General features: G+C 67.4%; 25 protein-coding genes. 18 read left to right on the forward strand and 7 right to left on the reverse strand.

What is annotated here, in order from left to right; all coding sequences use genetic code 11:
• Positions 1–11: 11 nt before the first annotated feature.
• The 7 genes from tsaE to guaA all read left to right on the forward strand — a co-directional run bounded on the left by tsaE (position 12) and on the right by guaA (position 6,810).
• Positions 12–515: a tRNA (adenosine(37)-N6)-threonylcarbamoyltransferase complex ATPase subunit type 1 TsaE gene (gene tsaE / locus ACOGI4_RS04180; protein ID WP_419842673.1), complete on the forward strand. Its 504-nt coding sequence runs from the start codon at positions 12–14 to the stop codon at positions 513–515.
• On the forward strand, positions 476–1,207 hold the full coding sequence (gene tsaB, locus ACOGI4_RS04185; RefSeq protein ID WP_419842674.1) for a tRNA (adenosine(37)-N6)-threonylcarbamoyltransferase complex dimerization subunit type 1 TsaB: 732 nt from the start codon (positions 476–478) through the stop codon (positions 1,205–1,207). Before tsaE ends, tsaB begins: the two co-directional genes overlap by 40 nt.
• A complete protein-coding gene (gene rimI / locus ACOGI4_RS04190) occupies positions 1,204–1,815 on the forward strand; it encodes a ribosomal protein S18-alanine N-acetyltransferase (RefSeq protein ID WP_419842675.1) in 612 nt (203 codons plus the stop codon). The genes tsaB and rimI overlap by 4 nt, the downstream gene beginning before the upstream one ends.
• A complete protein-coding gene (tsaD, locus tag ACOGI4_RS04195; protein WP_419842676.1) occupies positions 1,812–2,819 on the forward strand; it encodes a tRNA (adenosine(37)-N6)-threonylcarbamoyltransferase complex transferase subunit TsaD in 1,008 nt (335 codons plus the stop codon). Before rimI ends, tsaD begins: the two co-directional genes overlap by 4 nt.
• A 222-nt stretch (positions 2,820–3,041) precedes the next feature.
• Positions 3,042–3,332 carry a co-chaperone GroES gene (groES, locus tag ACOGI4_RS04200; RefSeq protein WP_419842677.1) on the forward strand — a complete coding sequence of 97 codons (291 nt, stop codon included), beginning with the start codon at positions 3,042–3,044 and terminating at the stop codon, positions 3,330–3,332.
• A 54-nt stretch (positions 3,333–3,386) separates the two neighbouring features.
• Positions 3,387–5,039: a chaperonin GroEL gene (gene groL / locus ACOGI4_RS04205; protein WP_419842678.1), complete on the forward strand. Its 1,653-nt coding sequence runs from the start codon at positions 3,387–3,389 to the stop codon at positions 5,037–5,039.
• A 199-nt stretch (positions 5,040–5,238) separates the two neighbouring features.
• The gene (gene guaA / locus ACOGI4_RS04210; protein ID WP_419842679.1) at positions 5,239–6,810 is read left to right on the forward strand and encodes a glutamine-hydrolyzing GMP synthase; all 1,572 of its coding nucleotides are present in this window, start codon (positions 5,239–5,241) and stop codon (positions 6,808–6,810) included.
• A gap of 44 nt (positions 6,811–6,854) precedes the next feature.
• On the opposite strand, the gene ACOGI4_RS04215 is transcribed toward guaA, so the two are convergent.
• Both ACOGI4_RS04215 and ACOGI4_RS04220 read right to left on the reverse strand, forming a co-directional pair.
• Positions 6,855–7,250: a PIN domain-containing protein gene (locus ACOGI4_RS04215; RefSeq protein WP_419842680.1), complete on the reverse strand. Its 396-nt coding sequence runs from the start codon at positions 7,248–7,250 to the stop codon at positions 6,855–6,857.
• The gene (locus ACOGI4_RS04220) at positions 7,247–7,489 is read right to left on the reverse strand and encodes an AbrB/MazE/SpoVT family DNA-binding domain-containing protein (protein WP_419842681.1); all 243 of its coding nucleotides are present in this window, start codon (positions 7,487–7,489) and stop codon (positions 7,247–7,249) included. Before ACOGI4_RS04220 ends, ACOGI4_RS04215 begins: the two co-directional genes overlap by 4 nt.
• A gap of 189 nt (positions 7,490–7,678) precedes the next feature.
• Here ACOGI4_RS04220 and ACOGI4_RS04225 point away from each other — a divergent pair, with 189 nt between their 5' ends.
• A complete protein-coding gene (locus ACOGI4_RS04225) occupies positions 7,679–8,179 on the forward strand; it encodes a hypothetical protein (protein WP_419842682.1) in 501 nt (166 codons plus the stop codon).
• Positions 8,180–8,295: 116 nt separating this feature from the next.
• The gene (locus ACOGI4_RS04230) at positions 8,296–8,868 is read left to right on the forward strand and encodes a nucleotidyl transferase (RefSeq protein WP_419842683.1); all 573 of its coding nucleotides are present in this window, start codon (positions 8,296–8,298) and stop codon (positions 8,866–8,868) included.
• 15 nt (positions 8,869–8,883) lie between these two features.
• Here the strand turns inward: ACOGI4_RS04230 and ACOGI4_RS04235 are convergent, their stop codons facing one another.
• Both ACOGI4_RS04235 and ACOGI4_RS04240 read right to left on the reverse strand, forming a co-directional pair.
• The gene (locus tag ACOGI4_RS04235; protein ID WP_419842684.1) at positions 8,884–9,075 is read right to left on the reverse strand and encodes a hypothetical protein; all 192 of its coding nucleotides are present in this window, start codon (positions 9,073–9,075) and stop codon (positions 8,884–8,886) included.
• A 190-nt stretch (positions 9,076–9,265) separates the two neighbouring features.
• Positions 9,266–9,502 carry a hypothetical protein gene (locus tag ACOGI4_RS04240; protein WP_419842685.1) on the reverse strand — a complete coding sequence of 79 codons (237 nt, stop codon included), beginning with the start codon at positions 9,500–9,502 and terminating at the stop codon, positions 9,266–9,268.
• Between the two features lie 224 nt (positions 9,503–9,726).
• Here ACOGI4_RS04240 and ACOGI4_RS04245 point away from each other — a divergent pair, with 224 nt between their 5' ends.
• The 3 genes from ACOGI4_RS04245 to ACOGI4_RS04255 all read left to right on the forward strand — a co-directional run bounded on the left by ACOGI4_RS04245 (position 9,727) and on the right by ACOGI4_RS04255 (position 12,485).
• Positions 9,727–11,016: an ATP-binding protein gene (locus ACOGI4_RS04245; protein WP_419842686.1), complete on the forward strand. Its 1,290-nt coding sequence runs from the start codon at positions 9,727–9,729 to the stop codon at positions 11,014–11,016.
• Positions 11,017–11,143: 127 nt separating this feature from the next.
• Positions 11,144–11,602 (forward strand): hypothetical protein, encoded by a 459-nt coding sequence (locus tag ACOGI4_RS04250; protein ID WP_419842687.1) that lies wholly within the window; start codon positions 11,144–11,146, stop codon positions 11,600–11,602.
• A 205-nt stretch (positions 11,603–11,807) separates the two neighbouring features.
• On the forward strand, positions 11,808–12,485 hold the full coding sequence (locus tag ACOGI4_RS04255; RefSeq protein WP_419842688.1) for a hypothetical protein: 678 nt from the start codon (positions 11,808–11,810) through the stop codon (positions 12,483–12,485).
• 120 nt (positions 12,486–12,605) lie between these two features.
• Here ACOGI4_RS04255 and ACOGI4_RS04260 read toward each other — a convergent pair whose 3' ends face one another.
• Positions 12,606–14,591 carry a hypothetical protein gene (locus tag ACOGI4_RS04260; protein WP_419842689.1) on the reverse strand — a complete coding sequence of 662 codons (1,986 nt, stop codon included), beginning with the start codon at positions 14,589–14,591 and terminating at the stop codon, positions 12,606–12,608.
• Between the two features lie 404 nt (positions 14,592–14,995).
• Here ACOGI4_RS04260 and ACOGI4_RS04265 point away from each other — a divergent pair, with 404 nt between their 5' ends.
• The 5 genes from ACOGI4_RS04265 (at position 14,996) to sucD (ending at position 21,861) form a co-directional block, all read left to right on the forward strand.
• On the forward strand, positions 14,996–15,670 hold the full coding sequence (locus tag ACOGI4_RS04265) for a DUF433 domain-containing protein (RefSeq protein ID WP_419842690.1): 675 nt from the start codon (positions 14,996–14,998) through the stop codon (positions 15,668–15,670).
• A 242-nt stretch (positions 15,671–15,912) separates the two neighbouring features.
• Positions 15,913–17,334, forward strand: coding sequence for a bifunctional ornithine acetyltransferase/N-acetylglutamate synthase (locus ACOGI4_RS04270; protein WP_419842691.1), 1,422 nt, complete (start codon positions 15,913–15,915; stop codon positions 17,332–17,334).
• A 112-nt stretch (positions 17,335–17,446) separates the two neighbouring features.
• Positions 17,447–19,807 (forward strand): ATP-dependent helicase, encoded by a 2,361-nt coding sequence (locus tag ACOGI4_RS04275; protein WP_419842692.1) that lies wholly within the window; start codon positions 17,447–17,449, stop codon positions 19,805–19,807.
• Positions 19,808–19,817: 10 nt separating this feature from the next.
• Positions 19,818–20,975, forward strand: coding sequence for an ADP-forming succinate--CoA ligase subunit beta (gene sucC / locus ACOGI4_RS04280; protein ID WP_419842693.1), 1,158 nt, complete (start codon positions 19,818–19,820; stop codon positions 20,973–20,975).
• A 1-nt stretch (position 20,976) separates the two neighbouring features.
• Positions 20,977–21,861, forward strand: coding sequence for a succinate--CoA ligase subunit alpha (gene sucD / locus ACOGI4_RS04285; protein ID WP_419842694.1), 885 nt, complete (start codon positions 20,977–20,979; stop codon positions 21,859–21,861).
• A gap of 30 nt (positions 21,862–21,891) precedes the next feature.
• On the opposite strand, the gene ACOGI4_RS04290 is transcribed toward sucD, so the two are convergent.
• The gene (locus ACOGI4_RS04290) at positions 21,892–23,418 is read right to left on the reverse strand and encodes a glycosyltransferase (protein WP_419842695.1); all 1,527 of its coding nucleotides are present in this window, start codon (positions 23,416–23,418) and stop codon (positions 21,892–21,894) included.
• 14 nt (positions 23,419–23,432) lie between these two features.
• On the opposite strand from ACOGI4_RS04290, the gene ACOGI4_RS04295 reads away from it, so the two are divergent.
• On the forward strand, positions 23,433–24,476 hold the full coding sequence (locus tag ACOGI4_RS04295) for a lysylphosphatidylglycerol synthase domain-containing protein (protein ID WP_419842696.1): 1,044 nt from the start codon (positions 23,433–23,435) through the stop codon (positions 24,474–24,476).
• On the opposite strand, the gene ACOGI4_RS04300 is transcribed toward ACOGI4_RS04295, so the two are convergent.
• Positions 24,436–25,755, reverse strand: coding sequence for a cytochrome P450 (locus ACOGI4_RS04300; RefSeq protein WP_419842697.1), 1,320 nt, complete (start codon positions 25,753–25,755; stop codon positions 24,436–24,438). The two genes, ACOGI4_RS04295 and ACOGI4_RS04300, sit on opposite strands and share 41 nt — an antisense overlap.
• Between the last annotated feature and the right edge of the window lie 48 nt (positions 25,756–25,803).

Genomic DNA, 25,803 nt, shown 5'->3' on the forward strand with positions numbered 1-25,803 from the left:
CAGACCACGTCATGCGGTTTCGCACCACCAGCACCGATGGGACTCGGGCAGCCGCGGCGGCTCTCGCGCCGCTGCTGCGCCCCGGTGACGTGCTCCTGCTGTGCGGCGATCTCGGCGCGGGCAAGACGGTGTTCACGCAGGGGCTGGCGGCGGCGCTCGGCGTGACCGAGCCGGTCACCAGCCCCACCTTCACCTTGGCGCAGCGCTATGAGGGCCGCCTGCGTCTGCATCATCTCGACGTGTACCGGCTGGAGAATCTCGGCGAGGTGCTGGACCTCGACCTGCCCGAACTGCTCGACGACGACGGCGTCGTGTGCATCGAATGGGGCGAGGTGGTGCTCGACGAGCTGCCACGCGACTTCCTGCGGGTGCGCATCCGGCTCGCCGATCCCGCCGAAGCGCCAGACGTGCGCATCTTCGAGGCCGATGCGGTGGGTCTGAGCTGGCGCGCCCGGGCTCACGCGCTGGCCGACGCGTGGCACTTCGCCGACAGCGCGCCGATGCTGCCGTGCTAGTGCTGGGCATCGAGACCGCGACGCCACAGGTCGGCGTGGCCATCGGCGGGCACGAGGGCATCATCGCTTCGTTCCACTCGACCCGCGACCGACGGCATGCCGAGACGCTCGTCCCCGCCATCAAGTTTCTGTGCGAGCAGGCGCAGCTGCAGCTGTCGCAGATCGGCCTCGTGGCGGTCGACGTGGGCCCCGGTCTGTTCACCGGTCTGCGGGTGGGCCTGGCGACCGCGAAGTCCATCGCCCACGCCTGTCGAGTCCCCATGATCGGCGTGTCCAGCCTGGACCTCACCGCGTTCCCGGCACGGTTCAGCGAGCGTCTCATCGTTGCGACCGTCGATGCCCGAAGGGGCGAGATCTTCTACGCCACCTATCGGCGGGCGCCCGGGGGCATTCAGCTGATGAGTCCGGCGGCGGTCGGCCAGCCCGCCGACGTCGCAGCGCAGCTGATGGCGCTCGCCCAAGAGACGCTGATCGTCGGTGACGGCGCTGAGCGCTACGCAGACGTGCTCGGCGACGTCGGCGGCGCGGAGATCGGCCGAGAGGGCCTGCGGTATCCCAATGCCGGCGCGCTGGTGGAGCTGGCGCACGCCCGGGCACTGCGCGAGGAGTTCGTCAGCCCGTCGGAGGTGGGGCCGGTGTACCTGCGCGCCCCGGACGCCCGCATCAACTGGCAGCAGCGGGAGCGGTCGTGAGGCGATCGGTCGCCGGCCGCGAGAGCGGCGTGGCCCTGCCGCTGCACATCTGCCCGATGACCCGAGCGCACGTGCGGGACGTTCGCGCCATCGACCGGCTGGTGTACCCGCGGCGATGGTCGACGGCGCTGTATCTCGCCGAGCTGCGCCGTGGCGCAGAGCGGGTGTACCGCGTGGCCTGTCATGCCGCACGGGACGGCCGTGCGACCCGCGTCGTGGGTTACGGCGGCTTCATGATCGTGGCGGACGAAGGACACATCACCTCGGTGGCCGTCCACCCGGAGTTTCAGGGCCGCCGCATCGGCGCGCAGCTGATGCTGGAGCTGCACCGCGAGGCTCGCCGCGTGGACGGGCTGGAAGCGCTGACGCTGGAGGTGCGCGCCTCCAACGCTGCGGCGCAGCGCCTCTACCGCTGGTTCGGCTACGCACCGGTGGGCACCCGCAAGCACTACTACCGCGACGGGCCCACGGGCCGCGAAGATGCGTTGGTGATGTGGTGCCACGACATCAACGGCCTAGGCCACGCCGAACGCTTGGAGGGCATCGCCGCAGCTCTCGACCTCGACTCCGGGGTGGCCTCCGGTGCCGCCATGCAGCCCCAGTCATGACGACCATCTTGGGCATCGAGACCTCATGCGACGAGACGGCCGCCGCCGTCGTGGACGACGGCCGCAAGGTGCGCTCCAACATCGTCAGCAGCCAGGTCGAACTCCATGCCCGCTACGGAGGCGTGGTGCCCGAGATCGCGGGTCGTGCCCACGAGACGCTCATCACCCCGGTGGTGGCCGAGGCGCTGGTGGAAGCCGGTGCAGCCGACCGCGACATCGACGTGGTGGCGGCGACCTGCGGACCGGGCCTGGTGGGCAGTCTGCTCGTGGGAGTGGCCGCAGCCAAGGCGCTGGCACTGGTGTGGGATGTGCCCTACCTCGGCATCAACCATCACGAAGCCCACCTGTACGCGGCACTGCTGGACGAACACGACGCCGAGGTGCAGTTCCCGCTCGTGACGCTGCTGGTCTCCGGCGGGCACACCATGCTCATCTCCTTCGAGGGGCACGGCCGCTACCGCCTGCTGGGCGCCACACGCGATGACGCGGCCGGGGAAGCCTTCGACAAGGTGGCGCGTTACCTGGGGCTCGGCTACCCGGGCGGCCCCGCCATCGACCGCTTGGCGTCCGAAGGCGACCCGACTGCGGTGCCGCTCACCAGAGCCATGCTCGACGACGGCTACGACTTCTCGTTCTCTGGCATCAAGACGGCCGTGATCAACTGGGTTCGAGCCCATCCGCTGGTCGCCACCGCCGATGTCGCAGCCTCGTTCCAAGCCTGCGTGACCGACGTGCTCACCCACAAGGCCCGCAGAGCGGCGCGCGAGACCAAGGCAGCCGGTATCTGCCTGGCTGGCGGTGTGGCGGCCAACAGCGCACTGCGCGAGCGCACGCTCGACATCTGCGTGGAAGACGGCATCAACGCGTACTTGCCCAGCCGGGCAATGTGTACCGACAACGCTGCCATGATCGCTGCCACTGCCTGGTACCGGCTTGCCAGCGACGGGCCCACGGCGCTCGACAGCGGCGCCGATCCCAGTTTGCGCATTGCCTTTCTGGAATAGGAGCTCGCGGGTCGCGATCTGGTCCGCAGAAGAGGTTGCGGCTGCGCAGCCGTCCTCGTATCGTTAGCACTCGCCCGGTGAGAGTGCTAACTGACGCCGGGCACACCCATGATGCGGCCCGCCAGTCGGGTTGCCTCACGGAACACACCAGCCCAGGGCAACAACACAGCCCTTACACGGGCACGACACACAGGCCACAGCGCCACGGAGGTACATCCGACCATGAACCTGAAGCCACTCGAAGACCGCATCGTCGTGCGTCCCAGCGACGCCGAGGAGACCACCGCCAGCGGCTTGGTCATCCCCGACACCGCCAAGGAGAAGCCGCAGCAGGGTGAGGTCCTTGCCGTGGGCCCCGGCAAGCGCTCCGACCAGTCCGGCGAGATCATCCAGATGGACGTCAGCATCGGCGACACCGTCGTCTACAGCAAGTACGGCGGCACCGAGATCACCGTGGCAGGCGAGGATCTGCTGATCCTGAGCGCCCGCGACGTGCTTGCCATCGTCGCCTAGCAGCGCTGCCGCGACGACGACCAGTCCACGACTGACGACAAGGAGAACCAACACATGCCCAAGATCCTGAAGTTCAGCGAGGAGGCCCGGCGCGGCCTCGAAGCTGGCGTGAACAAGCTGGCCGATGCGGTCAAGGTGACCTTGGGGCCCAACGGCCGCAACGTCGTGCTCGAGAAATCATTCGGGGCGCCGACGATAACCAACGACGGCGTGAGCATCGCCCGCGAGATCGAGCTGGAGGACCCATTCGAGAACATGGGCGCCCAGCTGGTCAAGGAAGTGGCCACCAAGACCAACGACGTCGCCGGTGACGGCACCACGACCGCAACCGTGCTCGCTCAGGGCATGGTGCGCGAGGGCCTGCGCAACGTAGCTGCCGGGGCGAACCCGATGGAGCTGAAGCGGGGCATCGAGGCTGCGGTCGCCGCTGCTGTCGACGCGATCGGCGAGATGTCCACCGACGTTTCCGACGACAAGGACAAGATCGCCAGCGTGGCCGGCATCTCATCGGCCGATTCGACTATCGGCGAGACGCTTGCGGAGGCGTTCGACAAGGTCGGCAAGGATGGCGTCATCTCGGTGGAGGAGTCCAACACGTTCGGCGTGGACCTCGAATTCACCGAGGGCATGCAGTTCGACAAGGGCTTCTTGTCGCCCTACTTCGTCACCGACCCGGACCGCCAAGAGGCCGTCTTCGACGATGCCTACCTGCTGTTCGTGAACGGCAAGATCAGCGCTGTCGCCGAGCTGGTGCCGGTGCTCGAGAAGGTCATGCAGTCCGGCAAGGGGCTCGTGATCATCGCCGAGGACGTGGAGGGCGAGGCGCTGGCCACGCTCGTGGTCAACAAGATCCGCGGCACGTTCTCTTCGGCGGCGGTGAAGGCGCCTGGCTTCGGCGAGCGCCGCAAGGCGATGCTGGCCGACATGGCGATTCTGACCGGCGGCCAGGTCATCTCCGAGGAGGTCGGCCTGAAGCTGGAGAACACCACCGTCGACCTGCTGGGCACGGCTCGCAAGGTGATCATCACCAAGGACGAGACCACCATCGTGGACGGCGGCGGCGATTCCGGCGACGTCGAGGGGCGCGTGGTGCAGATCAAGCGCGAGATCGACGAGACCGATTCCGACTGGGACCGCGAGAAGCTGCAGGAGCGGCTGGCGAAGCTGGCCGGCGGTGTGGCGGTGATCCAAGTCGGCGCGGCCACCGAGGTCGAGCTGAAGGAGAAGAAGCACCGCATCGAGGACGCCGTGTCAGCGACGCGCGCTGCCATCGAAGAGGGCATCGTGCCCGGCGGCGGCACTGCGCTGCTGCGGGCCCGTGCCGCGGTCGCAGCGCTGGACCTCGACGGCGACGAAGCCACCGGTGCTCGCATGGTGCATCGTGCGCTGGAGGGTCCCACCCGCCAGATTGCACAGAACGCCGGCTACGAAGGTGCCGTCATCGTGCAGCAGGTCGAGGCGGCAGACGGCGAGATCGGCTTCAACGCTGCCACTGGCAAGTCCGAGAACTTGGTAGCGGCCGGCGTGATCGATCCGGCGAAGGTGACCCGCGCGGCACTGCAGAACGCAGCGTCCATCACGGCACTGATGCTGACCACCGAGGCATTGGTGACCGACAAGCCCGAAGACCCTGACCCAGCGGCCGCCGCTGCGGCTGCTGCTGCCATGGGCGGTGGCGGCATGGGCGGCATGCCGGGGATGATGTAGCTGCCCAGCGTTTTTTCCACCAACGCGAGAAAAAGAACGCAATACAGGCAGTTGCTGCGATGGACCGGCGTTCACGCCGGTCCATCGTTGTCTTCGCAGCGCAGGTCAACCGTCGTCATGTGCCGGTAGATGCGTCCGCTGGTGACCGTTACGCCGACGGCCGCCTGGAGCGCTAACGACAGACCATCGGATCGGTCGTATGCCCACACACACGCCGGCGCCCGGTGCGGCCGCCCACCCGACGGTCTTGGTGGTGGACTTCGGCGCGCAGTACGCGCAGCTGATTGCTCGGCGGGTGCGCGAGGCGCACGTTTACTCAGAAATCGTCGCCCACAACGTCACCGCAGCTGAGCTGGCTGAGCGGGCACCCGCGGCGATCGTCTTCAGCGGCGGCCCGGCTTCGGTGCATGTGGATGGTGCCCCGGGCATCGACCCCGGCGTCTACGAACTGGGCGTGCCGATCCTGGGCATCTGCTACGGCTCGCAGCTGCTGGCGCGGGACTTGGGCGGCCAGGTCGGGCGCAGCGGCCAAGGCGAGTACGGGCGCACGCTGCTCACACGGACCGACGCGCCGTCGCAGCTGCTGGCCGGCTCGGCGCCGCCGGAACCCGTGCCGGTGTGGATGTCCCACTTCGACGCCGTCACGGCGCCTCCCGCGGGCTTCGCGGTGACGGCGTCCACGGCGCACAGCCCCGCTGCGGTTATCGAAGACCCGCAGCGCCGCTTCTTCGGGGTGCAGTACCACCCCGAAGTGGCGCACACCTCGGGCGGCCAAGCCCTGCTGGAGCGGTTTCTTCACGACATCTGCGAGATCGACGCCGAGTGGACGATGGCCAACGTCATCGCCGAGAGCGTCGAAGCGATCCGTGCGCAAGTCGGCTCGGCGCGCGCCATCTGCGGGCTGTCGGGCGGTGTGGACAGTGCCGTGGCGGCGGCGCTCACCCAGCGCGCCATCGGCAGTCAGCTCACCTGCGTGTTCGTGGACACGGGCCTGATGCGTGCCGGCGAGGGAGAACAGGTGACCGACACCTTCCGTCGTACGCAGGGCATCGAGCTGATTCATGAGCGGACTGCGGCAGAGTTCTTCGAAGCGTTGGCCGGTGTGACCGAGCCCGAGGACAAGCGCAAGATCATCGGCGAGAAGTTCGTGCGCATCTTCGAGCGGGCCGCGGGCGGCATCACCGACGCGCGTTTCTTGGTGCAGGGCACGTTGTATCCCGATGTGATTGAGTCGGGTTCGTCGACCGCAGCGAAGATCAAGAGCCACCACAACGTGGGCGGCTTGCCCGCCGACATGACTCTTGAGCTGGTGGAGCCGCTGCGCAGCCTGTTCAAGGACGAGGTGCGTGCTGTCGGTGCCGAGCTGGGCCTGCCGCCTGAGATCGTGCGGCGCCAGCCGTTCCCTGGACCGGGCTTGGCTGTGCGCATCGTGGGCGAGGTCACACCCGAGGCCGTCGCGACCGTGCGTGCGGCCGACGTCGTCGTGCGTGAGTCGATTGCCCAGGCTGGCCTCGACGCCGAAGTGTGGCAGGCGTTCGCCGTGTTGGCCGACATCCGCAGCGTCGGCGTGATGGGCGACGAGCGCACCTACGCCCGTCCGATCATCGTGCGCGCTGTCACCAGCGAGGATGCGATGACCGCTGACTGGGCCCGCCTGCCCCACGATCTGCTGGAGACGATCTCCTCCCGGATCGTCAACGAAGTCCCCGGCGTCAACCGAGTCGTCTACGACATCACCTCCAAACCCCCCGGCACCATCGAATGGGAGTAGGAGGGCGAGATATCAGACAGTCGAAGTTTCGGCACATCGCCTTGCTAGGCGACTAACGCTGCGCCTGGCAACGCAGCCAGTTGACGGTCGAGCGTGAGCAGCGGCTGCGCACCGACGCGTTGGCTAGCAGCGAGAATCATTAGGTCTGCGAAGCCTGCGCTTCCGCGCCGATATGCACCTACTGCTTGGGCAACGTCGTCGGCCGTCTCCACGGCGACTTCTTCTGCAGCTACGAGATCCATCAAGATGTCTGCGATGCGGGATCGGCTGAGTCGATATGCCCGCTCGAGGACCCAGACGGTTTCTGCCACGACCTCACGGCAGACGAACACTGGTTGTGCAGGAGTAGCCCGAGCAAGCACATCTCGTGCGGCAGCTGCCTGCTCCGGGTCGTCGTTCACCAGGAAGCGAACGAGCACGTTCGTGTCGATTGCGGTCACCGCGATGTAGCGCCATCGGCGATTGCGTCGTCCATCTCGTCTAGCGTCACTGGCGGGCCGTCGTACTGCAAGGCACCGAACAGTCGGCTGAGCGGTCGCACCGGCACCACGCGGACGCTGTCTCCTTCGATGATGTAGCGCACCTTGTCGCCCGGCTTCAGCGATAGGCAGTCTCGCACTCGGCGCGGCAACGTCGTTTGGCCCTTGGAGGTAATGGTCGATTCGAGCATTTTGGACATTTCCGCGAGTTTCCCTGCGATCTGTCGATCTGCCTTGACTATAGCCAGTCAAGTTCCTCAATTGCGGAGCGGTTGACCGTTGGCGCGCCGACCACGCCCATGCCCATGTCGGTATGTCCGGTGGCGTGGACACGCGGGCGGCCGGTTCGTAGCAACCTGAGTTGAGCAGGAGCGGTAGCGTGCTGTTGCATGGCGACGCGAGCCGAGGCAGCCAGCCAACCTCCGGGTTCTGATATCGCTGGCACGCGCGGCCCGAACAGCGTCGGAGCGGGCACCGGCCTCGCAACCGCAGAGATCGAGGTGCGCTCTGGGCCGCCGAACGCGCTCTGGCGGTACGTGCCGACGCTGCGCAATGAAGATGACCACTGGCGGCTGCGGATCGTGGCTCACGACTTCGGCATGGTCTGGGAAGAGACCGACCTCGCGCAGCGTCTGAGCCTGGTGGAGACCGAACCGGCGCCGTTCGACCAACGATGGGATGCGTTTCTGGCTGCGTATGTGGAGCATCGTTGCAGCGAGGACGGGCTGGTGCCGCCGCCGTGGGTGATGCAGCCCGAGCGTCACCTGCGGACGTTCTGGCATCCCTGCGGCTGCCCGGACTGGGACTTGGTGCGTTCGATCGTCACCACTCCAGGCGCCTTCGAGCTGCACGGCATCTGGCTGCCACGCGACGAACTCCTAGTGGTCTGAGCCGTGCAACCGCGCCGACGCCGCGCCAGCGGGGGCAACCAGTTCACGGCTCCGACTCAGCAGTCCACCACCCAAGTATCGACGCTCGGACATCAGCAGCACGCCAACGGGCCGCGATGATGGACACGCTCAACGCAACCGGCCTGCGCGAGGCGTTCAGCGATCTTGCCGAGCGCCTGCACAAGCAGTCTGTGCATGCGCGCCTGTACATCGCAGGAGGCGCAGCCATGGCGCTCGCCTACGACGAGAACCGACTCACGCGTGATGTCGACGCAGCCATCGAAGCCGGATGGGACGAGGTGACAACCGCAGCGCACGCCATCGCCGCCGAGCGAGGCTGGCCGGCGTCGTGGCTGAAGGAGCAGGCCACCGCGTACATGCCGCCGCCGGCAGGTCGGTGTGGACGTGTGGTGTTCGAGCATGCGAACCTGACGGTGTGCGCCGCGTCGCCAGAGCAGATGCTCGCGATGAAGGCGCGTTCGGCGAGGCGTGTCGACGAAGCCGATTTCGCAGTCCTGCTGTCGCTGACCGGCTTGGACGATGCAGCAGCCGTCATCGAGCTGGCCGAGCGTGTCATCCCCGGCGCACCGCTGAGCCCCCGACAGATCCGATGGATCGAACACTGCCTCACCGCTGCGGGCACTTCCGGTCTTGCCTGCGAACCGCCTGATGATGTCAGCCGCACATAGGACGCAATAGGGCGTTCAATCTCCCCATCGCTTCACCGAGACAGTGTCGCGGAAAGCACTGCTCGTCAACGCCGTGATGTCGCCAAAGTCACCAGTGATGATGTCGAGCCCAAATCGGGCAGCGACGACGACGAGGTGGGCATCGACCACATCGCTCGTGCGTGAGGCCGCAAGCGCAGCACCCACGGGCTTGATGTCATCCGTCACGAACGGGTGTCGGCCATCGGCCCCAACATTCGTGCGAGCAGTACTTGCGTTCGGCCGCTGCGCCAGACTTGAGCCACGATCGGAGCGGTAGTGTGCAGCGTAACGTTGTTGCGGAGGGCCGCGGCGAAGAATGTGTGAGCGGATTTCTGAGCGCGGTCAAGCGCAACTAGGACGCCCGCGTCGAGGATCACTAAGAGAAATAGCGTTCGGTCATCGCCGAGACTTCGGCCTCGTCTACCGGCCCTGCCACGGCTTCCCATTCGTCGACCAGCTGTGCCAGCGCTTGGCGGCGGCGTTGCTCCTGTGCAAGCAGCCGGATTCCGTGTCGGATTACCCGTGATTGGTCGCCGTAGTCAACTGCGAGCTGAGCCAGCAGCGCCCGGTCCTCGTCGCTCAGCCGAATAGTCGTCGTGCGTGTCGCCGCCACGCTCCAATGGTAGCGCATCGGTAGCACCGCGCTTAGCGGTCGTGACAGCGCCCGCCGAAGCACGCCGCGCGGCCAGGGCCAGAAGCCGATTTCGCAGTCCTGCTGTCGCTGACCGGCCTGGACGATGCAGCAGCCGTCGTGACGCTGGGGTAGCGCGCAGCGCTAGTGGCACGCTATTGCACTAGTGGCACGCTGTTGTACCGACTGCCGTACACTGGACGGGGATGAGCATCCAGCCGCCGCGAGTGCCGCCCCCGAATCTCTTCACCCCGGACTTCGGCCAGGCGCCACATGCGCTCGCCGGCCGCGATGCCATCGTTGCCGATCTCAGCGAAGGGCTGACCGCCGGCCCGCTCGACAAGCGCTTCACGACACTGCTGCTCGGCCCGCGAGGGGCTGGCAAGACGGCTCTGCTGCACCATCTGCGTGACGCGACGGCATCAACCGGTTGGATCGTGCTGCCGCTCGATGCTGGCACTCCCGGTCTTCAGAATCGGCTGGATACCTACATTCGTCAGGTCCAGCAGCCGGACAGGCTGGCTTACGCCGAGGCCCCCGGACCGACCGAGCGACGCACAACCATGAAATTCAAACTCCTGTCGTTTGAGTGGCAGCGACAGGCAGTACGTCAGACACCCATGAACCAGGACATGCGACTTCAGTTGAGTATTTTGGCAGAGAAAGCGGCCGAAAATAACTCCGCTGTATTGCTGATTGTGGACGAAGTGCATGGCGTTCGTCGCCAAGAAATGCGAAGGCTCGCGCTGGACGTGCAGCATGTCACCAAAGGAGAGCGGCTGCCTCTGGCGTTGGTCGGAGCTGGTCTGTCGCGTCTGAAGCACACGCTTTTGGCTGACAACAAGATGACGTTCTTCCATCGCTGCCACCGCGTCGAATTGCCGCCTATAGCTGCTGCTGATGTCGCTGGTTTCTACACAACCATCATGCAAGATGCTGGCGGATCGATAGAGGAGGATGCACTGGATATTATGGTGGCATCTGCCGCAGATGCGCTGCCCTATAAGATGCAGTTGGTCGGCGATTATGCTTGGCGTTTCTCTGGTGCTCCGACACGCCCAGTTGATGTCGCTGCTGCTAAGCGATCTGTGGAGGCAGCCGAAGAGACCTTCTATCAAAATGTGGCTCTGCCAGCGTGGTATGAGCTCAGCCATAACGAGCAGGAATATCTGATCACACTGGCAGAACTGGGCGGCACAGCACCACAGGGGTTCGTGGCCCAAAACATGCCGCCTGTACAGGGCAGAATTGCACATTTGGGAATGCGTCTTGTCAACTACGGCTGTGTACTGCGTGATGCTGACGGACTGGTGCGGTTCGGTCACGTCCTGAACTCAGCAAGCATGGAACGTATCTTGGCAGAGGAGCGGGACGACCCAGACGGCAGCGGAGTGGCCAATGGGGCCAACCAGCAGAAATGCGGTGCCTGGATGCCGCGAGCGAAAGCCGCCTGCGTTCTCCTGCACGGCCATAGCGGAGCTCACCGCTCTCACTGAGCGCGCAAAGGCTCGTGGCTGGGTAGCTAGGTGTAGAACGACTCCCTGCGAGAACATCGTCATCGTCGGCTACGACTTTGAGGCAGGGATCCCTCCCGCCGTCGGGCCCGTGCGTGTGCATCGCATCGTGGCGAGCCGCGACCTGCGTCTGCCCGAGACACGCAAGAGCAGCGGCGACAGCGGCTCGTTCGTGATGCTCGCCGAACCCGATGTGGTGCTGCGCACAATCACCGACGGTCGGGTCACGGTCGAGCTGCTGGGCTGCGACACCTACGACCCCGCGGCGAACCGGGTCAGCGGCCTGGGCACCGAAGACGTCCAGTGCTGGATGCTCGACACCAACCACGACGGGCTGTCGTTCCGAGCGCGCCGCATCTACTTCCCCAACGGGTTCCCCAAGGGCAGCGACATCAAGAAGCTGATCGCCAAGATCCCCAAGCGGGAACGAGACGAGCACGCACTCGAGAACGTCTGCTCCACCACCTCGCAGCCGTTCGCACCGCCAGACCCGGGCCGCAACATCGCCGTCAAGGTCATCACCAACACCGGCGCCGAGATGACCACCACCATCGACGCCGGCTGGTAGCCAAGGCCGGCACCGCAGCCGCGCCGCAATCGCCTCGCCGGCCACGGTCCTGCCGCGCCGCTGCAACCACGCGACCAGAGATCAACAGAAGTTATGCCAATATACCGTAACTCGCATAACTCACGGTTACTCGCATAAACTGTGGTAAGCTGTGTCAATATAGTCGCTCATTGACACATCCGCTGCCGATTGCAGGACCGGCATCGTGCTCGCCATCGACGAGGCCCAGTATCTCGCTGAGCAAGAGATGGGTGCGGTCATCGGTGCCATCCATCGAACGACGCAACTCGACCTCCCGGTGTTGCTGGTCGCGACCGGCTTGCCGCAGCTGCGGGGCCTCGCAGTTGGAGCGCGGACCTACACCGAGCGCCTCTTCACGTTTCCCGACATCGACGTGCTGAGCAGCGACGATGCCCGTGCGGCGCTGATGATGCCCGCTGCTGAGCAAGGTGTCGAGTTCAGCGGCGAAGCAGCCGAGGCAATCGTCGAAGCGTCGCGCGGGTACCCGTACTTCATCCAAGAGTGGGGGCATCACGCGTGGAACGCAGCACCGGCGACACCGATAACCCTCGACGACGTGCGAGCGACTACCGCGACGGTGATGGCGAGGCTCGACAGGGACTTCTTTCGCGTGCGGTTCGACCGGCTCACACCGAAGGAACGACAGTACCTGCGCGCAATGGCCAGTCTCGGCCCAGGCCCGCACCGCTCCGGCGACATTGCGAGCGCCTTGGGGGTTCGCGTCACTTCAGTGGCACCTCGGAGGTCTCAGCTCATTGCAAAAGGCATGGTGTTCAGCCCAGCGCACGGCGACACGGCCTTCACCGTCCCGCTGTTCGATGAGTTCCTCAAGCGAGCCATGCCAGAGCTTGAACCGGCCTAACCGTTGCCCGGCGGCGGTTGTCGCACCGTCACACGCCCTACGCGGCTCGGCCAGCCGGCGGAGCTAGGTCGTGGGCAGCGTCATGTGCGCTGTCTGTGGTAGCCGGACCGCTGGTGGGGGTTAGGGGCCGCGGGCTTCGGCTGGTGTCGCTGGTTGGCTGTTGTGGGGTGTGGGTGTGTCGGTTGCGGGTGAGCACGGTGCCGGTGTGGTGGGGCTGCTGGGGGTCGTGGCCGGTGCTCGTGGTTTGGCCTGCTGCTGCTGGTTGTGTTGTGGATGGTCGGGTGCGGGTGGGTGGAGTCGGGGTTTGTTGTCGGGCGGGGTGGTGATGGTGCGGTTTTGGGTGTGGTGGTTGTGGTGGCAGGGTTCGCACAGGGAGGCGAGGTTGGAGACCTCGGTGAGGCCGCCGTGCTGGTGGTGGGTGATGTGGTGGGGCTGGGTGTGTTCGCTGGCGGCGTCGCAGGCGATGCAGCCGCCGTCGCGTGCGGCGAGCACGAGCCGTTGCGCGTCGTTGGCGTGTCGGGTGCGTCCGAGGGCGAGCTGGGTCCAGTCGGCGTTGAACACTGCGGGGAGCACTTTGGCGTCGAGGGCGTGCTCGGCGAGCATGCGTGCTGACAGGGGGGTGCCGTCGTCGAGGCGTGGCCTGCTCAGCCGGTCGTTCACGAGGTCGTAGTCGGCGATGATGATCAGGCTGGTGCCGGCCCGCCGTTTCGGGGGTGTGCCGGCGATCAGGTCCGCAATGGCGTCAGCGGTGAGCTGACCACGAGTCGGCCCCGCACCGGCATCGCCGCTGCTGTTCGTGCCCTCGGTGTCGGCACCGCTGTCGCTGCTAGCGCTGCCGCCGGCGGAATCGTGGCCGCTGCCGTTGCCGGTGCTGTTGGTGTTGTGGCGGGCAGTGCGGACGGCTGCTTGGAGTGCGATGTTGACGTGTCGCCCGGTGAGGCCGTCGAGTGTGGCGCGCAGGTGCCACATGCCGTCGTCGCCCCGGCGCATGGAGCCGCTGCGCTGAGTCCGCTGCAACGCGAGTTCCGCGTCCAGCGGGCTGAGTCCGGTGGCTGCGGCCTCAGCGGCGAGGTCTGCTTCGACTTGCCGGCTCTGGTATGCGAAAGGGTGGCGGGCGATGAGATCGGACGGATAGGTGCGGCACAGTTCCAGGAAGTCGGCTTCGCTGCGCCGATGCGGCTTGGGGGCTTCGCGTGCGATCACTTTGGCATGCGACACGCCGATGTCGCCGGTTTGCATCGCGTCGAGCGTTTCGGTGAACCCGTGTGCGACCAGGCGTTCACCGAGGTGTGCTTCTGATCGGGCCTGGGCGCAGTTCAGCCGTGTCTGGTCGCGCAAGATGTGGGCGGCGCACTGCGCTCCGCTGCGCGCTGCCAGCTCGCCCACCGCCGCCAGATACCGGCCTTCTGCACGGGCACGCTCCGCGGCCAATGTGATCACCAGCTCTTTCAGCTCGCTGTGGCCCAGCGTCCCCAGATCGATGTCGCACCCGAACGCATCGGCGCCGCCGGCGCCGTCAGCAGCATCGGTGCCGGCCGACGCGACGCTGGGCGGCCGCCGGCCGCGCAGCACCGGCGCCACGCCGGGTGCCATGGGGCCGTCAGCGGTCCGCCGCAACGACCCGACACGCCCATCCCGCACGCCCGAGCCGGCAACAGCCGATGCTCTCCGCGCTCCCTGGAACGCCCCGACACACCCATCCTGCACGCCCGAGCCGGCAACAGCCGGTGCTCCCTGGAACGACCCGACACGCCCACCAGACACGCTCGAACCCGACGCAGCACCAGCAGGCGCAACCACCGGCGAACCCGACTGCGCATTCGTTGGCGAGCCGAACGGCGAATCCGGACGCGAACTCCCTGGCGGGCCCGACGACGCGTTGTGAGCACCGCCGGCCGAGCCGGTGCGGTGATCTGAGCGACCGAACGGGCCGCCAGTCCACACCTGCGCTTCGGCAGGCCACCCCGAAACAGCCGCAGCGGCCCACACCGACGCTGCGCTGCCCGCCGCGTCGCCGCCCGAGCCGTGCAGTCCGCCGTCACAGCCATCGCCGCCGGACGGGTCGCCGCCCACAGCAGCAAGCTCACGGACCACATCGCCGAACATCAGTTCACTATACAGTCATCCGGCACAGATAGCAAACATTTGCGCGTACAAATTCCGGCAACCTGCCGGGCGACCTGAACGACGCCCGCGCATCGGAGCGCTCACAGAGCGCAGCAGGACCGAACGTGCTCGCTGTGTCGCGCTCACCCTTCCACTTCGGCCGGAGGCGCGCTCAGCCAAGCGGAGCAGGACCGGAGGTGCCGAAGCACCAGCGTGGACCCGGAGAAGCGTGCTCTAGCTGGCGAGGCCGCCCCACCGGGGCCACACCGCCACAAACCGCACACCCGCAGCACACGCCAACAACCACACACGACATCACAACCAAGAGCAACAGCGCCGCAGACTGGAGGGCCCGGCAGGGTTCGTGGCATGCTGAGGTGGAGCACTGACACGAGGGAGCGACAATGGGCAGCGTCACGTCACTGCTGCACCGTGAGGTGTACGTCATGAGCCAAGTCGACCGCTTGCTGAGTCTCGGGACTGGCACGGCGCGGCGGTGGATCGACGGCTACCAGCGACAGAAGCGGCGGTACGAGCCGCTGGTGCGCCACGCGAGCACAGGTTCGGACACGGTGACCTGGGGCGAGTTCGTCGAGGCGCGCCTGATCAGCGAGTACCGCAGTCGAGGAGTGTCGATCGCCCGGATGCGTCCCGCGATCATGGCGCTGCGGCGAGAATTCGGGACGGAGTATCCGCTCGCTGCTGCACAGCCGTTTCTCAGCGACGACGGGCGCGACATCGTGCTGCGCGTTCAGGAAGAGACGGCGTTGAGCCCGTCACTGCGCTTCGTGGTGCGCACGGGCCAGAACGTGATGCCGTCGATGGAGGTGCAACGCTTCCAGCAGGATGCCGAGTACGACCACGACGAGGTACGCCGCCTTCGCTTACTCGGCACCTCGAATGTGGTGCTCGATCCCGAATACGGATTCGGGGAGCCGACGATTCGGGGGCGCCGGCTGCGAGTCTCCGCAGTCGCTGAAGCGCTCGCGACAGGCGAGCCGCGCGAGGACATCAAGCGGATATGGAGCTTGAGCGACGTCGCCGTCGACGATGCGGTGAGATGCTCGCTCGTCGCTTGAGCAATCACGGCCATGGCGAGCGCCGGCCAGTTGAGGCGCCAACCAGTTGAACCGGGCGCGAGCCCGTTGAACCGCGAGCCCGTTGAACAGAGTGCAGCCGCTGGCGTAGGCGCTGCGGTTGCTGGCGTCTGTGCCGATGTGGGCATCGGGGGCGGCAAAGGCTGAGGGGACGGGTCGGGTCGCAACTACCTTGGCTGAGGTGCCGCAGCGTTGCTGGGGCAGGCGTTCGACGAGGATTGACCATGACTTCAGCCATGGGTGCAGCAAGCGCCCGCACAGCGGCTGGCTCGGCGGAACAGCCGTCGTCGGCGGACACTGAGCTGCCCGGTGGCTTCGCTTGTCATGTCGGCAACGTCGGCATGAAGGACGACAACGAGGATGTGATGATCCTCGCCTCCGACCGCGTGGCTGCAGCGGCGGGAGTGTTCACCAAGAGCCTCTTCGCCGGCGCCAGCGTGAAGCTCAGCCGTGCCAACGTCGCCGACGGGCGCGCCCAGGCGGTCGTGGTGGTGTCCAAGAACGCCAACGTGGCCACGGGCGAGCAGGGCGAGCGAGACGCGGCGAACTTGGCACAGCGGGTCGCTGCGCTGGTTGGGTGCGGGGCCGGCCAGGTGCTCGTGGGCTCCACCGGCGTGATCGGCGTGCCCTACCCCGCCGGCGCGGTTGACGACTACTTCGACCGGCTTGCTGCCGGCACCGTGTCTGCCCGTAGCGCCCGCACTGATTCCTGCACCGACACTGGCCCGACCTGCGGCACCGCCGAAGCCCCCGACGCGGTCACTGCCGCGGGACCCGAAACGGGTGCCGTCGCATCGCCGTCTGCGCCGACGTTTGCCACACGCGACGCGGTCGCAGCCGCGAGAGCAATGATGACCACCGACACCTTCCCCAAGACCTCCAGAGCGTGCGTCACTGCCGCCGACGGCATCGTCAAGGGCACAGCAAAGACGAACACAGCAAAGACGGGCACATCAACGGTGGTCGGCATCGCCAAGGGGTCCGGAATGATCGAGCCAGACATGGCCACGATGATCTCGGTGATCGCCACGGACGCTGAAGTGGCGCCAGACAGTCTCGACGCCATGCTGCGGCGGGTCTGCGACGTCACCTTCAACGCGCTCAGCGTGGACACCGACACGTCCACCAGCGACATGGTGGTGATGCTGGCCAACGGCGCCGCAGGCCCAGTGGACGAGACTGCGCTGGAGGCCGCGCTGGGCCACGTGTGCCTGGACCTGACTCGTCAGCTCGCAGCCGACGGCGAAGGCGCAGAGACGCTGATCGTGGTGACCGTGAGCGGTGCGCGCGACCAAGCGCAGGCCAAGCGTGTCGCCAAGGCCATCGTGAACTCACCGCTGGTGAAGACCGCCGTACACGGCCGCGACCCGAACTGGGGCCGGGTTGCCATGGCCATCGGCAAGTGCAGCGACGAGACCGACATCGACCCAACGCGCGTCACCATTCGCTTCGGCCCCCAGGACGTGTACCCCGCGCCGGCGACTCCGGCAGCGCTCGCCGAGCTCGAGGCGTATCTGGCGTGCGACGAAGTGCTGATCGACGTGGATTTGGGCGTGCGGCAACCGGCAGCCGGCGGTTCGTTCACGGCGTACGGCTGCGACCTCACCGACCAGTACGTGCGCATCAACGCCGACTACACGACGTGAGCCGGTGTGCATGAGTGAGCACGGCAGCCGTCCGATGTCAGCAATTCCGATGCCAGCAATGCAGTCCGCCGAGCCGGCCGCACCGACTGAGAGCCAGCGGCTCGCACGTGCCATGCCCACAAACTCGAACCCGCCGGCACCGCTCGACGATCCGGTTCTGGCACCGCTCAACGCGGGCCAGCGGTCTGCGGTGTGCCATGGCGACGGCCCGGCGTTGGTGGTTGCCGGCGCCGGATCGGGCAAGACCCGTGTGCTGAGCCATCGCATCGCCTTCCTGCTCGAACACCGCCACATCAGCCCCTTCGATGTCTTGGCCATCACGTTCACCAACAAGGCGGCAGGGGAGATGCGCGAGCGCATCGGCAGCCTGGTGGGCCCGGTGGCCCAGCAGATGTGGATCTCCACGTTCCACAGTGCCTGCGCTCGCATCCTGCGGCGCCACGCGGAGGCGCTCGGCTATCCGGCCAGCTTCAGCATCTACGACCAAGCCGACTCGCGACGGCTCACCCGTTACGTGGTGCGAGACCTCGACCTGGACCCCAAGCGCTACAGCGACCGTGCTGTCCACGCGGCCATCTCTGCGCTGAAGAACCAGCTCACCACGCCGGCCGGCGCAGCAGAGCTGGCCGAGCCGCCCGACAACGGCAGCCCGTTCAGCAAGACCGTTGCGCGCATCTACTCGGAGTACCAGAAGCGACTGCGACGCGCCGGCGCCATGGACTTCGACGACCTGCTGATGCTCGGCGTGGAACTGCTGCGCACCAACCCGGATGTCGCCGAGCACTACCGGCAGCGGTTCGCGCACATCCTGGTCGATGAGTACCAGGACACGAACTTGGCGCAAGTGCGCCTGATCGGACTGCTCAGCGGGCTGGCGCGCAACGTCTTCGTCGTGGGCGACTCCGACCAGTCCATCTACGCCTTCCGCGGCGCCGACATCACCAACATCTTGGAATTCGGCGCCACCTTCCCCGACGGCTCGACCTACGTGCTCGACCAGAACTACCGCTCCAGCCAATCGATCCTGGATGCCGCCAACTCGGTAATCCGCAACAACCGCGGACGGCCGCCCAAGAACCTGTGGACCGATCGACGCGGCGGTGCCAAGCCGATCCGCTTCCGAGCCGAAAGCGCGCAGGACGAGGCACGCTACGTCTGCTCGGAGCTGCGGCGCATGCAGCGAGACGGCGCCATCGGCTGGAGCGATGCAGCAGTCTTCTATCGCTCCAACGCGCAGTCTCGCGCCATCGAGGAAGAGCTGGTCGCCCACGACGTGCCGTATCAGGTCATCGGCGGCACGCGCTTCTACGACCGCAAGGAGATCAAGGACGCGCTGGCGTTCCTGCGCGTCGCGGTCAACCCGGCTGACGAGGTGTCGCTCAAGCGCATCGTGAACGAACCCGCCCGAGGCATCGGCGACCGCAGCCTCGCCAAGCTCGACGAAGCGGCAGCGAGGGGCGGCACGTCGTTGACCGAGGTGATCGAACGTGTCGAGACGCTGCTCCTGCGGGGCACCGCCCGCGGTGGCCTGCTGAAGTTCCGCGAGCTGATGAGCAGGGCTCGCGCGTGTGTGCCCGAAGGCCCCGCCGCGGTGCTCACCGAGGCGCTGGAGACCTCTGGCTACCTGGCCGACCTGCGCGACACCTCCGGCATCGAAGCCGAAGGGCGGCTGGAGAACCTGCACGACCTGATCGGCGCAGCCGAAGCGTTCGAGTCCTGCGATGAGTTCCTCGAGCAGGTGTCGCTCGTCAGCGACGTGGACGAGATGACCGACGCACAGCAGGTCTCGCTGATGACGCTGCACGCAGCCAAGGGGCTCGAGTTCGACGTGGTGTTCATCACCGGCTTGGAGGACGGCGTTTTCCCGCACTACCGCTCCATGACCGAGCCGGACGAGATGGAAGAGGAGCGCCGGCTGGCCTACGTCGGCATCACCCGAGCCCGCAAGCAGCTGTACCTGACGCACGTTTGGGGGCGAATGCTGCACGGCCAGACCAACTACCACCCGACCAGCCGGTTCATCGAGGAGATTTCGCCCGAGCTGATCGACGACCGCAGCGACCATGCACCGCGCTTCGCCGGCGCTTGGCGGCCTGCCACCAGCGAATGGGGTGCCAATCGCGGCGCAGGCCGGCCCAGCGAGTACAGCCAGCTCGACGACGCCGAGCCAGCCGCCCGTCGCTCGCAGCGCAGCGATGCTGCACGCCACGAGGGCAGCGCAGCCAAGCGTCGTGAGGCGCGTCGTGAGAAGGCACGCAGCCGGGTCGCCGCACGGTCCGAGCCGCAGCCAAGCCCGTCAGTCGAGTTCGCCTACGGCATCGGAGACGACGTGCTGCACGACAGGTTCGGGGCCGGCGTGGTGCTGGACCTGCGCCCCGACGGCGACGACTGGGAAGTCACCGTCCACTTCTCCGGCGTCGGTCCCAAGAAGCTCGTCGCCAGCTACGCCAAACTCCGCCCCGCACGCTCCTAGGCTCCCCGCCGTGGATCTCTTCGAGCATCAGGGCAAGCAGTTCTTCAAGGGCTACGGACTGCCGGTATCAGCCGGCGAGGTTGCCTTCAGCGTGGACGAAGCGGTCGCCGCCGCGCAGCGGCTCGGGACCCCGGTGATGGTCAAGGCGCAGGTACACACCGGCGGGCGCGGCAAGGCCGGCGGCGTCAAGTTCGCCGGCGCCATCGACGACGTCCGCGCCCACGCCGCCAACATCCTGGGGCTCGACATCAACGGACACGTCGTGGCTCGACTGTGGATCGAGAAGGCGTCGGACATCTCCGAGGAGTACTACGCCAGCTTCACGCTGGACCGCTCGGCGAAGCAGCATCTCGGGATGCTGTCGGCCGAGGGCGGCGTTGAGATCGAGACCGTGGCGGCCGAGAACCCGGGCGCGATCAGCAAGGTGCTGGTGGACCCAGCCGAAGGACTCACCGAAGAAGCGGCCCGAGCATGGGTGACAGGCGCCAACCTCAACCCGACGGCCACCGACCAGGCCGTCGACGTGATGCTCAAGCTGTACACGGCCTACGTCGAAGGCGATGCCGACCTAGTGGAAATCAACCCGCTCATATTGACGCCTGAGGGCCGAGTGCATGTGCTCGACGCCAAGGTCACGCTGGACGCGAATGCCGTGTTCCGGCACCCCGACTTCGAGCAGTACGACGCCACCCAGCCGCGCGACGAACGCGAACAAGCCGCGCACGCCAAGGGTTTGCAGTACGTGGGCTTGGCCGGCAGCGTCGGCGTCATCGCCAACGGTGCCGGACTGGCCATGAGCACCGTGGACGTGGTCAACCAGGTGGGCGGCAAGCCGGCCAACTTCCTGGACATCGGCGGTGGCGCCAACGCACAGGTCATGGCCGACGCGCTCGAAGTCATCAACAACGATCCCGACGTGCGGGTCATCTTCATCAACATCTTCGGCGGCATCACCCGCGGCGAGGAAGTGGCCAAGGGCATTATCGGGGCGCTCGACACCGTGGACATCGAAGCGCCGATCGTGCTGCGCCTCGACGGCACGAATGCCGCGCAAGGGCGCGAGCTGCTCGCGCCGCACCTCAATGAGCAGCTGGTGATGGAACCGACCATGCTCGATGCGGCACGTCGAGCCGTGGCGATGGCCGCAGCGGCCGTGACGGGAGCGTGACGTGAGCATCTTCGTCGACGAGGACACCAAGGTCGTCTACCAAGGCCTCACCGGCTCGCAGGGCCGCTACTACGGCATGCTGAACCGCGACTACGGCACCAACGTGGTGGCGGGCACCAATCCCCGCAAGGCCGGCAGCGACGTGGAAGGCGTGCCGGTGTTCGCGGACTGCACCGAGGCAGTGGCCGCGACCGGCGCCGATGCTTCGTGCATCTTCATCCCGGCGCCGGGTGTAGCGGATGCCGTGATGGACGCGGCAGCGGCGGGCATCAGCTTCATCGTGTGCATCACCGAAGGCGTGCCCGCGCACGACGAGGCACGTTTCTTCAACGCGCTCAAGCGCGACTATCCCAAGGTGAGGCTGCTGGGCCCGAACTGCCCAGGCATCATCACGCCCGGCGAGTGCAACATCGGCATCACGGCCGGGCACATCGCCAAGCCAGGCGGCCCGGTGGGCATCGTCAGCCGGTCGGGCACGCTGACCTACCAGGCGCTGTATGAGCTGCAGCAAAACGACATCGGCGTCACCACGTGCGTGGGCATCGGCGGCGACCCCGTGCCGGGCACCTCCTTCATCGACTGCCTCGAAGCCTTCGAAGCCGACCCTTCCACCAAAGCGGTGATGATGATCGGCGAGATCGGCGGCACCGCAGAAGAAGAAGCTGCGGAGTTCATCAAGCACCGCATGACCAAGCCGGTGTCCGGCTACATCGCCGGCGTGACCGCGCCTGCGGGCAAGAAGATGGGCCACGCGGGTGCCATTGTCTCAGGAGGCAAGGGGACCGCTGAAGCCAAGATGGACGCGCTGCGCGATGCCGGCGTGCAGGTGGGCTTGAACCCCACCGAAGCCGGCGAGCTCATGGCGGAGATCGTCGCCGCGCTGTAGAAGTTCGGTGCTGGAGCTGCCGGCTGCTGCTCACCTGCGCTGATCGAGTTCGCCGTACAGCTCCAGCAGCGCCGCAGCGTGAGCTTGCGGGCCGAACGCGCCCAGCACCGACGCGGCTGTGGCCTCGGCTGCCCTGTCTGTGTCGGCTGCCCTGTCTGTGTCGCCTGCGTTGGCTGCGTTGTCGGGCGCAGTCCCGTCTGGGCCGGTCTTGAGCTTCCTGGGTTCGCTCGACCCGGTCGTGAGCGACTGAAGACTGCCTGGCCGCAGCGCTTCGGCGAGCGCGTGCGAGAGTGCGACTGCGTCGTCGGGCGGCACCAGAAAGCCGTTGACGCCATCGGTGACGAACTGCGCAGCGGCACCCACGGCAGTCGCCACCACGGGACGCCCTGCCGCGACCGCTTCTGCTGCCACCATGCCGAAGCCCTCGCGCCGGCTCGGCACGCACACGACGCGCGCCCGCCGGTACCACTGGGCGACCTCGCCCGGTGCCACAGCGCCGGTGAACTGCACGTTCACGCCTCGCCGCAGCGCCAGCGCTTCGAGCACGGCGCGATCGGGGCCGGCGCCGACGATGACGACTTGTGGCCGCACACTCGGATCGATGAGCGCCACCGCCCCGATGACCACGTCGAAGCCTTTTTCGGCCATGAGACGCCCCACGGCCACGACCGGACCCGACACCGGGACCGGCGTGGCCGGCCCGAATCGCTCGACCGCCACCGGCATGGACACGACGCGAAGCAGCGGCTTGCGGTGAGGCGCCGGCGAGACCGTGTGTGGCGGCACCCGCAGGATGCGGCGGCCAAGCACCAGCGATGCTGACCAGTCGCGCAGCTCCTGCGACACTGCCGCGATCGCGTCCGCCCGGCGCAGCACCCGGCGCGCCAGCCAGCGACGGACGACGTTGTCGGTGACGGCCGCATCCGAACCGTGCAGATGCACGATGCCCGATACGCGCCGCCCCGCCGCACGAGCTGCCGCTGCGGCTACGAGGCCGCACGGAAACCACCAGTGCCCGTGAATCGCCGTACCGCCAGACGCAGCCTTCGCGCTGACGGCGGCACCGTGGTTGTCGCCGCCGCCGGGTTCATCTGCCGGCTGGGATGAGCCGATCGGACGACCTGGGCCACGGCGTGCCTGGCGCGCTGCGGCGACGAACAGTCCGACGATCATTGGGACGACCCACAGCTTGGCCATGCCCGAGAGCGCCCGGTAGCTCTCGCCACGGGCGACCCGAGCCTCTACGGCGGCGGGCCCAAACCGGACCCTGCGCACCTCGATGCCGCCGACGACATGACGGCGGGGAGCATCGGGATGAGCAGGGCACACCACCGTCACCCGCGCGCCGGCCCCCGCCAGCGCCCTCGCGTGATCCGCTAGGAACGGCTTGTGGTGATCGCGCAGCGAGGTCGGAAACCCTGGGGCAACCAGCACGGCACGCACCCGCCCAGTCTCGCAACCTTCGGTACCCTCGCCAAGGTGCTGGGCGAGGCGCTGAGCGAGGTGCCGGTCGGACGCCGACGTTCGTGACCACCACGGGGCAAACGGATCGATCAAGCCGCCCCGAGTCCATGCCGTTCGACCCGGCAGCGCAGGCGAGCGGCGCCGGCTTCGCGTGCCGCGCGGCAGGCAGAGCCGTGCGCTGGGCGTTGGGTCTCGCGACGGCCGCCATGATCGTCTGGCTGGCCGTGCGCAGCTGGGACGACCTGCGCAGTATCAGCCTCGATGTCGACGCGGGCGCGCTCGTGGCCGCAGTGGTCGTCTCGACGACCGCCACGGTGTGCTTGGCGCTGGCGTGGCGCGAACTCATCGGCGGCTACGGCACGCCGCTTGCGCGTCGGCCCGCCGTGCGCGTCTGGATGCTGTCGCAGGCCACCCGCTACTTGCCCACCGGTCTGGTGCCGCTCGCTGCCAGAGCCGCGTTGGCTGCGCCGTTCGGGGTGCGCCGAGCCGCCGCCGCCGCCTCTGTCGTGGTCGAGACGGCCACTCTCGCCGGCTGGGCCGGCTTGTGCGCTGCGCTCTGGGCGCCCAGCGACTGGCTAGGCAGCGCGGGTGGCTGGCCGGCGCGTGCCGTGATCGGCGTGGGTGCCGCAGTCGGGCTGGTGACGCTGCCGTGGACGCTGGCGGGCGCCGGGCGCTGGTGGCAGCACATCGAGCGCTCGGCGCGCCGGCTGCCGCTCCGCCGCCGGCTGAGCGAACGCCTCCGCTCGGTCACGCTCACGGCGTCACCCGCAGCCGTCTGGCGAGCCGCCGTCGTCGATGGGTGCGCAGTTGCGCAGCGGCTCATGGCCGCAGTGCTGCTGGCAGCGGCGCTGCTGGCCGTCGGCGCCGACGACGTCTGGCTGGTCGCCGGTGCTGTGGCGGCGGGCATCGTTGCGGGCATGGTCGGCATCACGCCAGCGGGGCTGGGCGTGCGCGAGGTCGTGGTCGCGGCGCTGTTAGCCGAGCGCTTCGGCGTCGGCGAAGCCGCCGCGTTCGCCGTTGCGCTGCGGGTGCTGGAGTTCGCCCACGAACTGGTGCTGCTGCCGGCAAGCGTGATGGCATGCCGGCAACGAATCCACGCGCCGGACAGCTTCAGGCACCAGTCGCACGAAACCGGATCGGCAGCTCCTTGAGCGGTCGGAGCATGAAGCTGAACTCGTGGGGCAGGTCGTCGAGCGGGCGCGCTAGCTCGATGCCGTCCAGCCGATCCAACAGAGCGGTGAACGCACAGCGCAGCTCGGCACGCGCCAGCCATGCCCCGACGCAGAAGTGGTTGCCCCAGCCGAACGCAATGTGGTCCTTGGCATTGGGGCGTTCGATGTCGAACACATCCGGATCCGCGAACTTGGCAGCGTCGCGGTTGGCCGCCGCGTAGCGAACCATCACCGCGGCACCCTGCGGAATCTCGCTTCCGGCCACGGATGTCGGGCAGGTGGCGGTACGCCACAGACCGGCGACAGGGCTGTCGAATCGCAGGCTCTCGTCTATGAAGTTGTTGAGCAGCGACCGGTCTGCACGCAGCTTGGCCATCTGGTCGGGGTGACGGATGAGCAGCCACAGTCCGGTGCCCAACGCGGCCGTCGTCGTCTCGAAGCCGCCGGTGACCAGCTGGTGCAGCAGGTCCTGTAGCTCTTCGTCGGTCAGCGGCTCGTCGATGGCTGTCGAGTTGATCGAAGCGGCGTCATCGTCGAGGTGGGCATGGACGAGCCACGAGATGATGTCGTCCGCCGGAACGGCGCGTCGCGCCGCGAATTCCCGTGCGAGATGGTGCTGCGCCTCCAGTTCGGTCTCGGTGTATTCGACGGCCTCGGCCGGGGTCAGCACCTTCTGCGCGGTTGCCAGCATCGCGTCCGCCCAGCGTTTGAACGTCGGGTACTCCGACGCGTCGAGGCCTAGCTGCTCGCAGATGATGATGCCCGGCAGCGGCAATGCGAAGTCGCTCACGAACTCGCACGCGCCGGTGTCGGCGAAGCCGTCGATGAGCTCGTGGCAGAGCTGCTCGATGCGAGGCACCAGCGATTCCATGCGCTTCGCGGTGAACGCGCGGCTCAGCAGGCGCCGGTAGTGGGTGTGGTTGGGCGGATCGGTCCGCTGCAGCGTCTTGGCGCGCACCCAGCCGCGCTCAGCGAACACTTGGGCTGCCGCGCGGCTGGCCGAGCTGTTGCGCCGCGCGGTGCCGGTCGGATCGTTGGAGAACGTCTGCGGATCGGTCAGCACCGACTTCGCGTCGTCGTAGCGCGTCACCATGTACAGGTCGTTCTCCGGCAGGCGATGCACGGGGCACCGCTCGTGCATCAGTGCATACGTGTCGAAGGGGTCGTCTTGGATGGCTGGGTCGAGGAAGCTGCCGATCTGCGGGGCGTCAGCGGTGCCGGGCTCGTCGTGCGAAGCTGTGGTCGAAACGCTGCTCATGTCGGTGTGCCCCCTCGCCGTTCGAGTACTGCGCGGCCTCGCCATCTT

It is taken from the genome of Candidatus Poriferisodalis sp. (assembly GCF_965205175.1).
Classification (GTDB): Bacteria; Actinomycetota; Acidimicrobiia; order Acidimicrobiales; family Poriferisodalaceae; genus Poriferisodalis.

Bases quoted from the DNA above. Each gene is read 5' to 3' on its own strand.
- ACOGI4_RS04270 (WP_419842691.1), top strand. From the start codon at position 15,913: ATGACTTCAGCCATGGGTGCAGCAAGCGCCCGCACAGCGGCTGGCTCG.
- ACOGI4_RS04265 (WP_419842690.1), top strand. From the start codon at position 14,996: ATGGGCAGCGTCACGTCACTGCTGCACCGTGAGGTGTACGTCATGAGC.
- groES (WP_419842677.1), top strand. From the start codon at position 3,042: ATGAACCTGAAGCCACTCGAAGACCGCATCGTCGTGCGTCCCAGCGAC.
- tsaE (WP_419842673.1), top strand. From the start codon at position 12: ATGCGGTTTCGCACCACCAGCACCGATGGGACTCGGGCAGCCGCGGCG.
- ACOGI4_RS04300 (WP_419842697.1), bottom strand. From the start codon at position 25,755: ATGAGCAGCGTTTCGACCACAGCTTCGCACGACGAGCCCGGCACCGCT.
- ACOGI4_RS04220 (WP_419842681.1), bottom strand. From the start codon at position 7,489: ATGTCCAAAATGCTCGAATCGACCATTACCTCCAAGGGCCAAACGACG.
- ACOGI4_RS04230 (WP_419842683.1), top strand. From the start codon at position 8,296: ATGATGGACACGCTCAACGCAACCGGCCTGCGCGAGGCGTTCAGCGAT.
- groL (WP_419842678.1), top strand. From the start codon at position 3,387: ATGCCCAAGATCCTGAAGTTCAGCGAGGAGGCCCGGCGCGGCCTCGAA.
- guaA (WP_419842679.1), top strand. From the start codon at position 5,239: ATGCCCACACACACGCCGGCGCCCGGTGCGGCCGCCCACCCGACGGTC.
- tsaD (WP_419842676.1), top strand. From the start codon at position 1,812: ATGACGACCATCTTGGGCATCGAGACCTCATGCGACGAGACGGCCGCC.
- ACOGI4_RS04225 (WP_419842682.1), top strand. From the start codon at position 7,679: ATGGCGACGCGAGCCGAGGCAGCCAGCCAACCTCCGGGTTCTGATATC.
- ACOGI4_RS04295 (WP_419842696.1), top strand. From the start codon at position 23,433: ATGCCGTTCGACCCGGCAGCGCAGGCGAGCGGCGCCGGCTTCGCGTGC.
- ACOGI4_RS04260 (WP_419842689.1), bottom strand. From the start codon at position 14,591: ATGTTCGGCGATGTGGTCCGTGAGCTTGCTGCTGTGGGCGGCGACCCG.
- ACOGI4_RS04245 (WP_419842686.1), top strand. From the start codon at position 9,727: ATGAGCATCCAGCCGCCGCGAGTGCCGCCCCCGAATCTCTTCACCCCG.
- ACOGI4_RS04275 (WP_419842692.1), top strand. From the start codon at position 17,447: ATGCCCACAAACTCGAACCCGCCGGCACCGCTCGACGATCCGGTTCTG.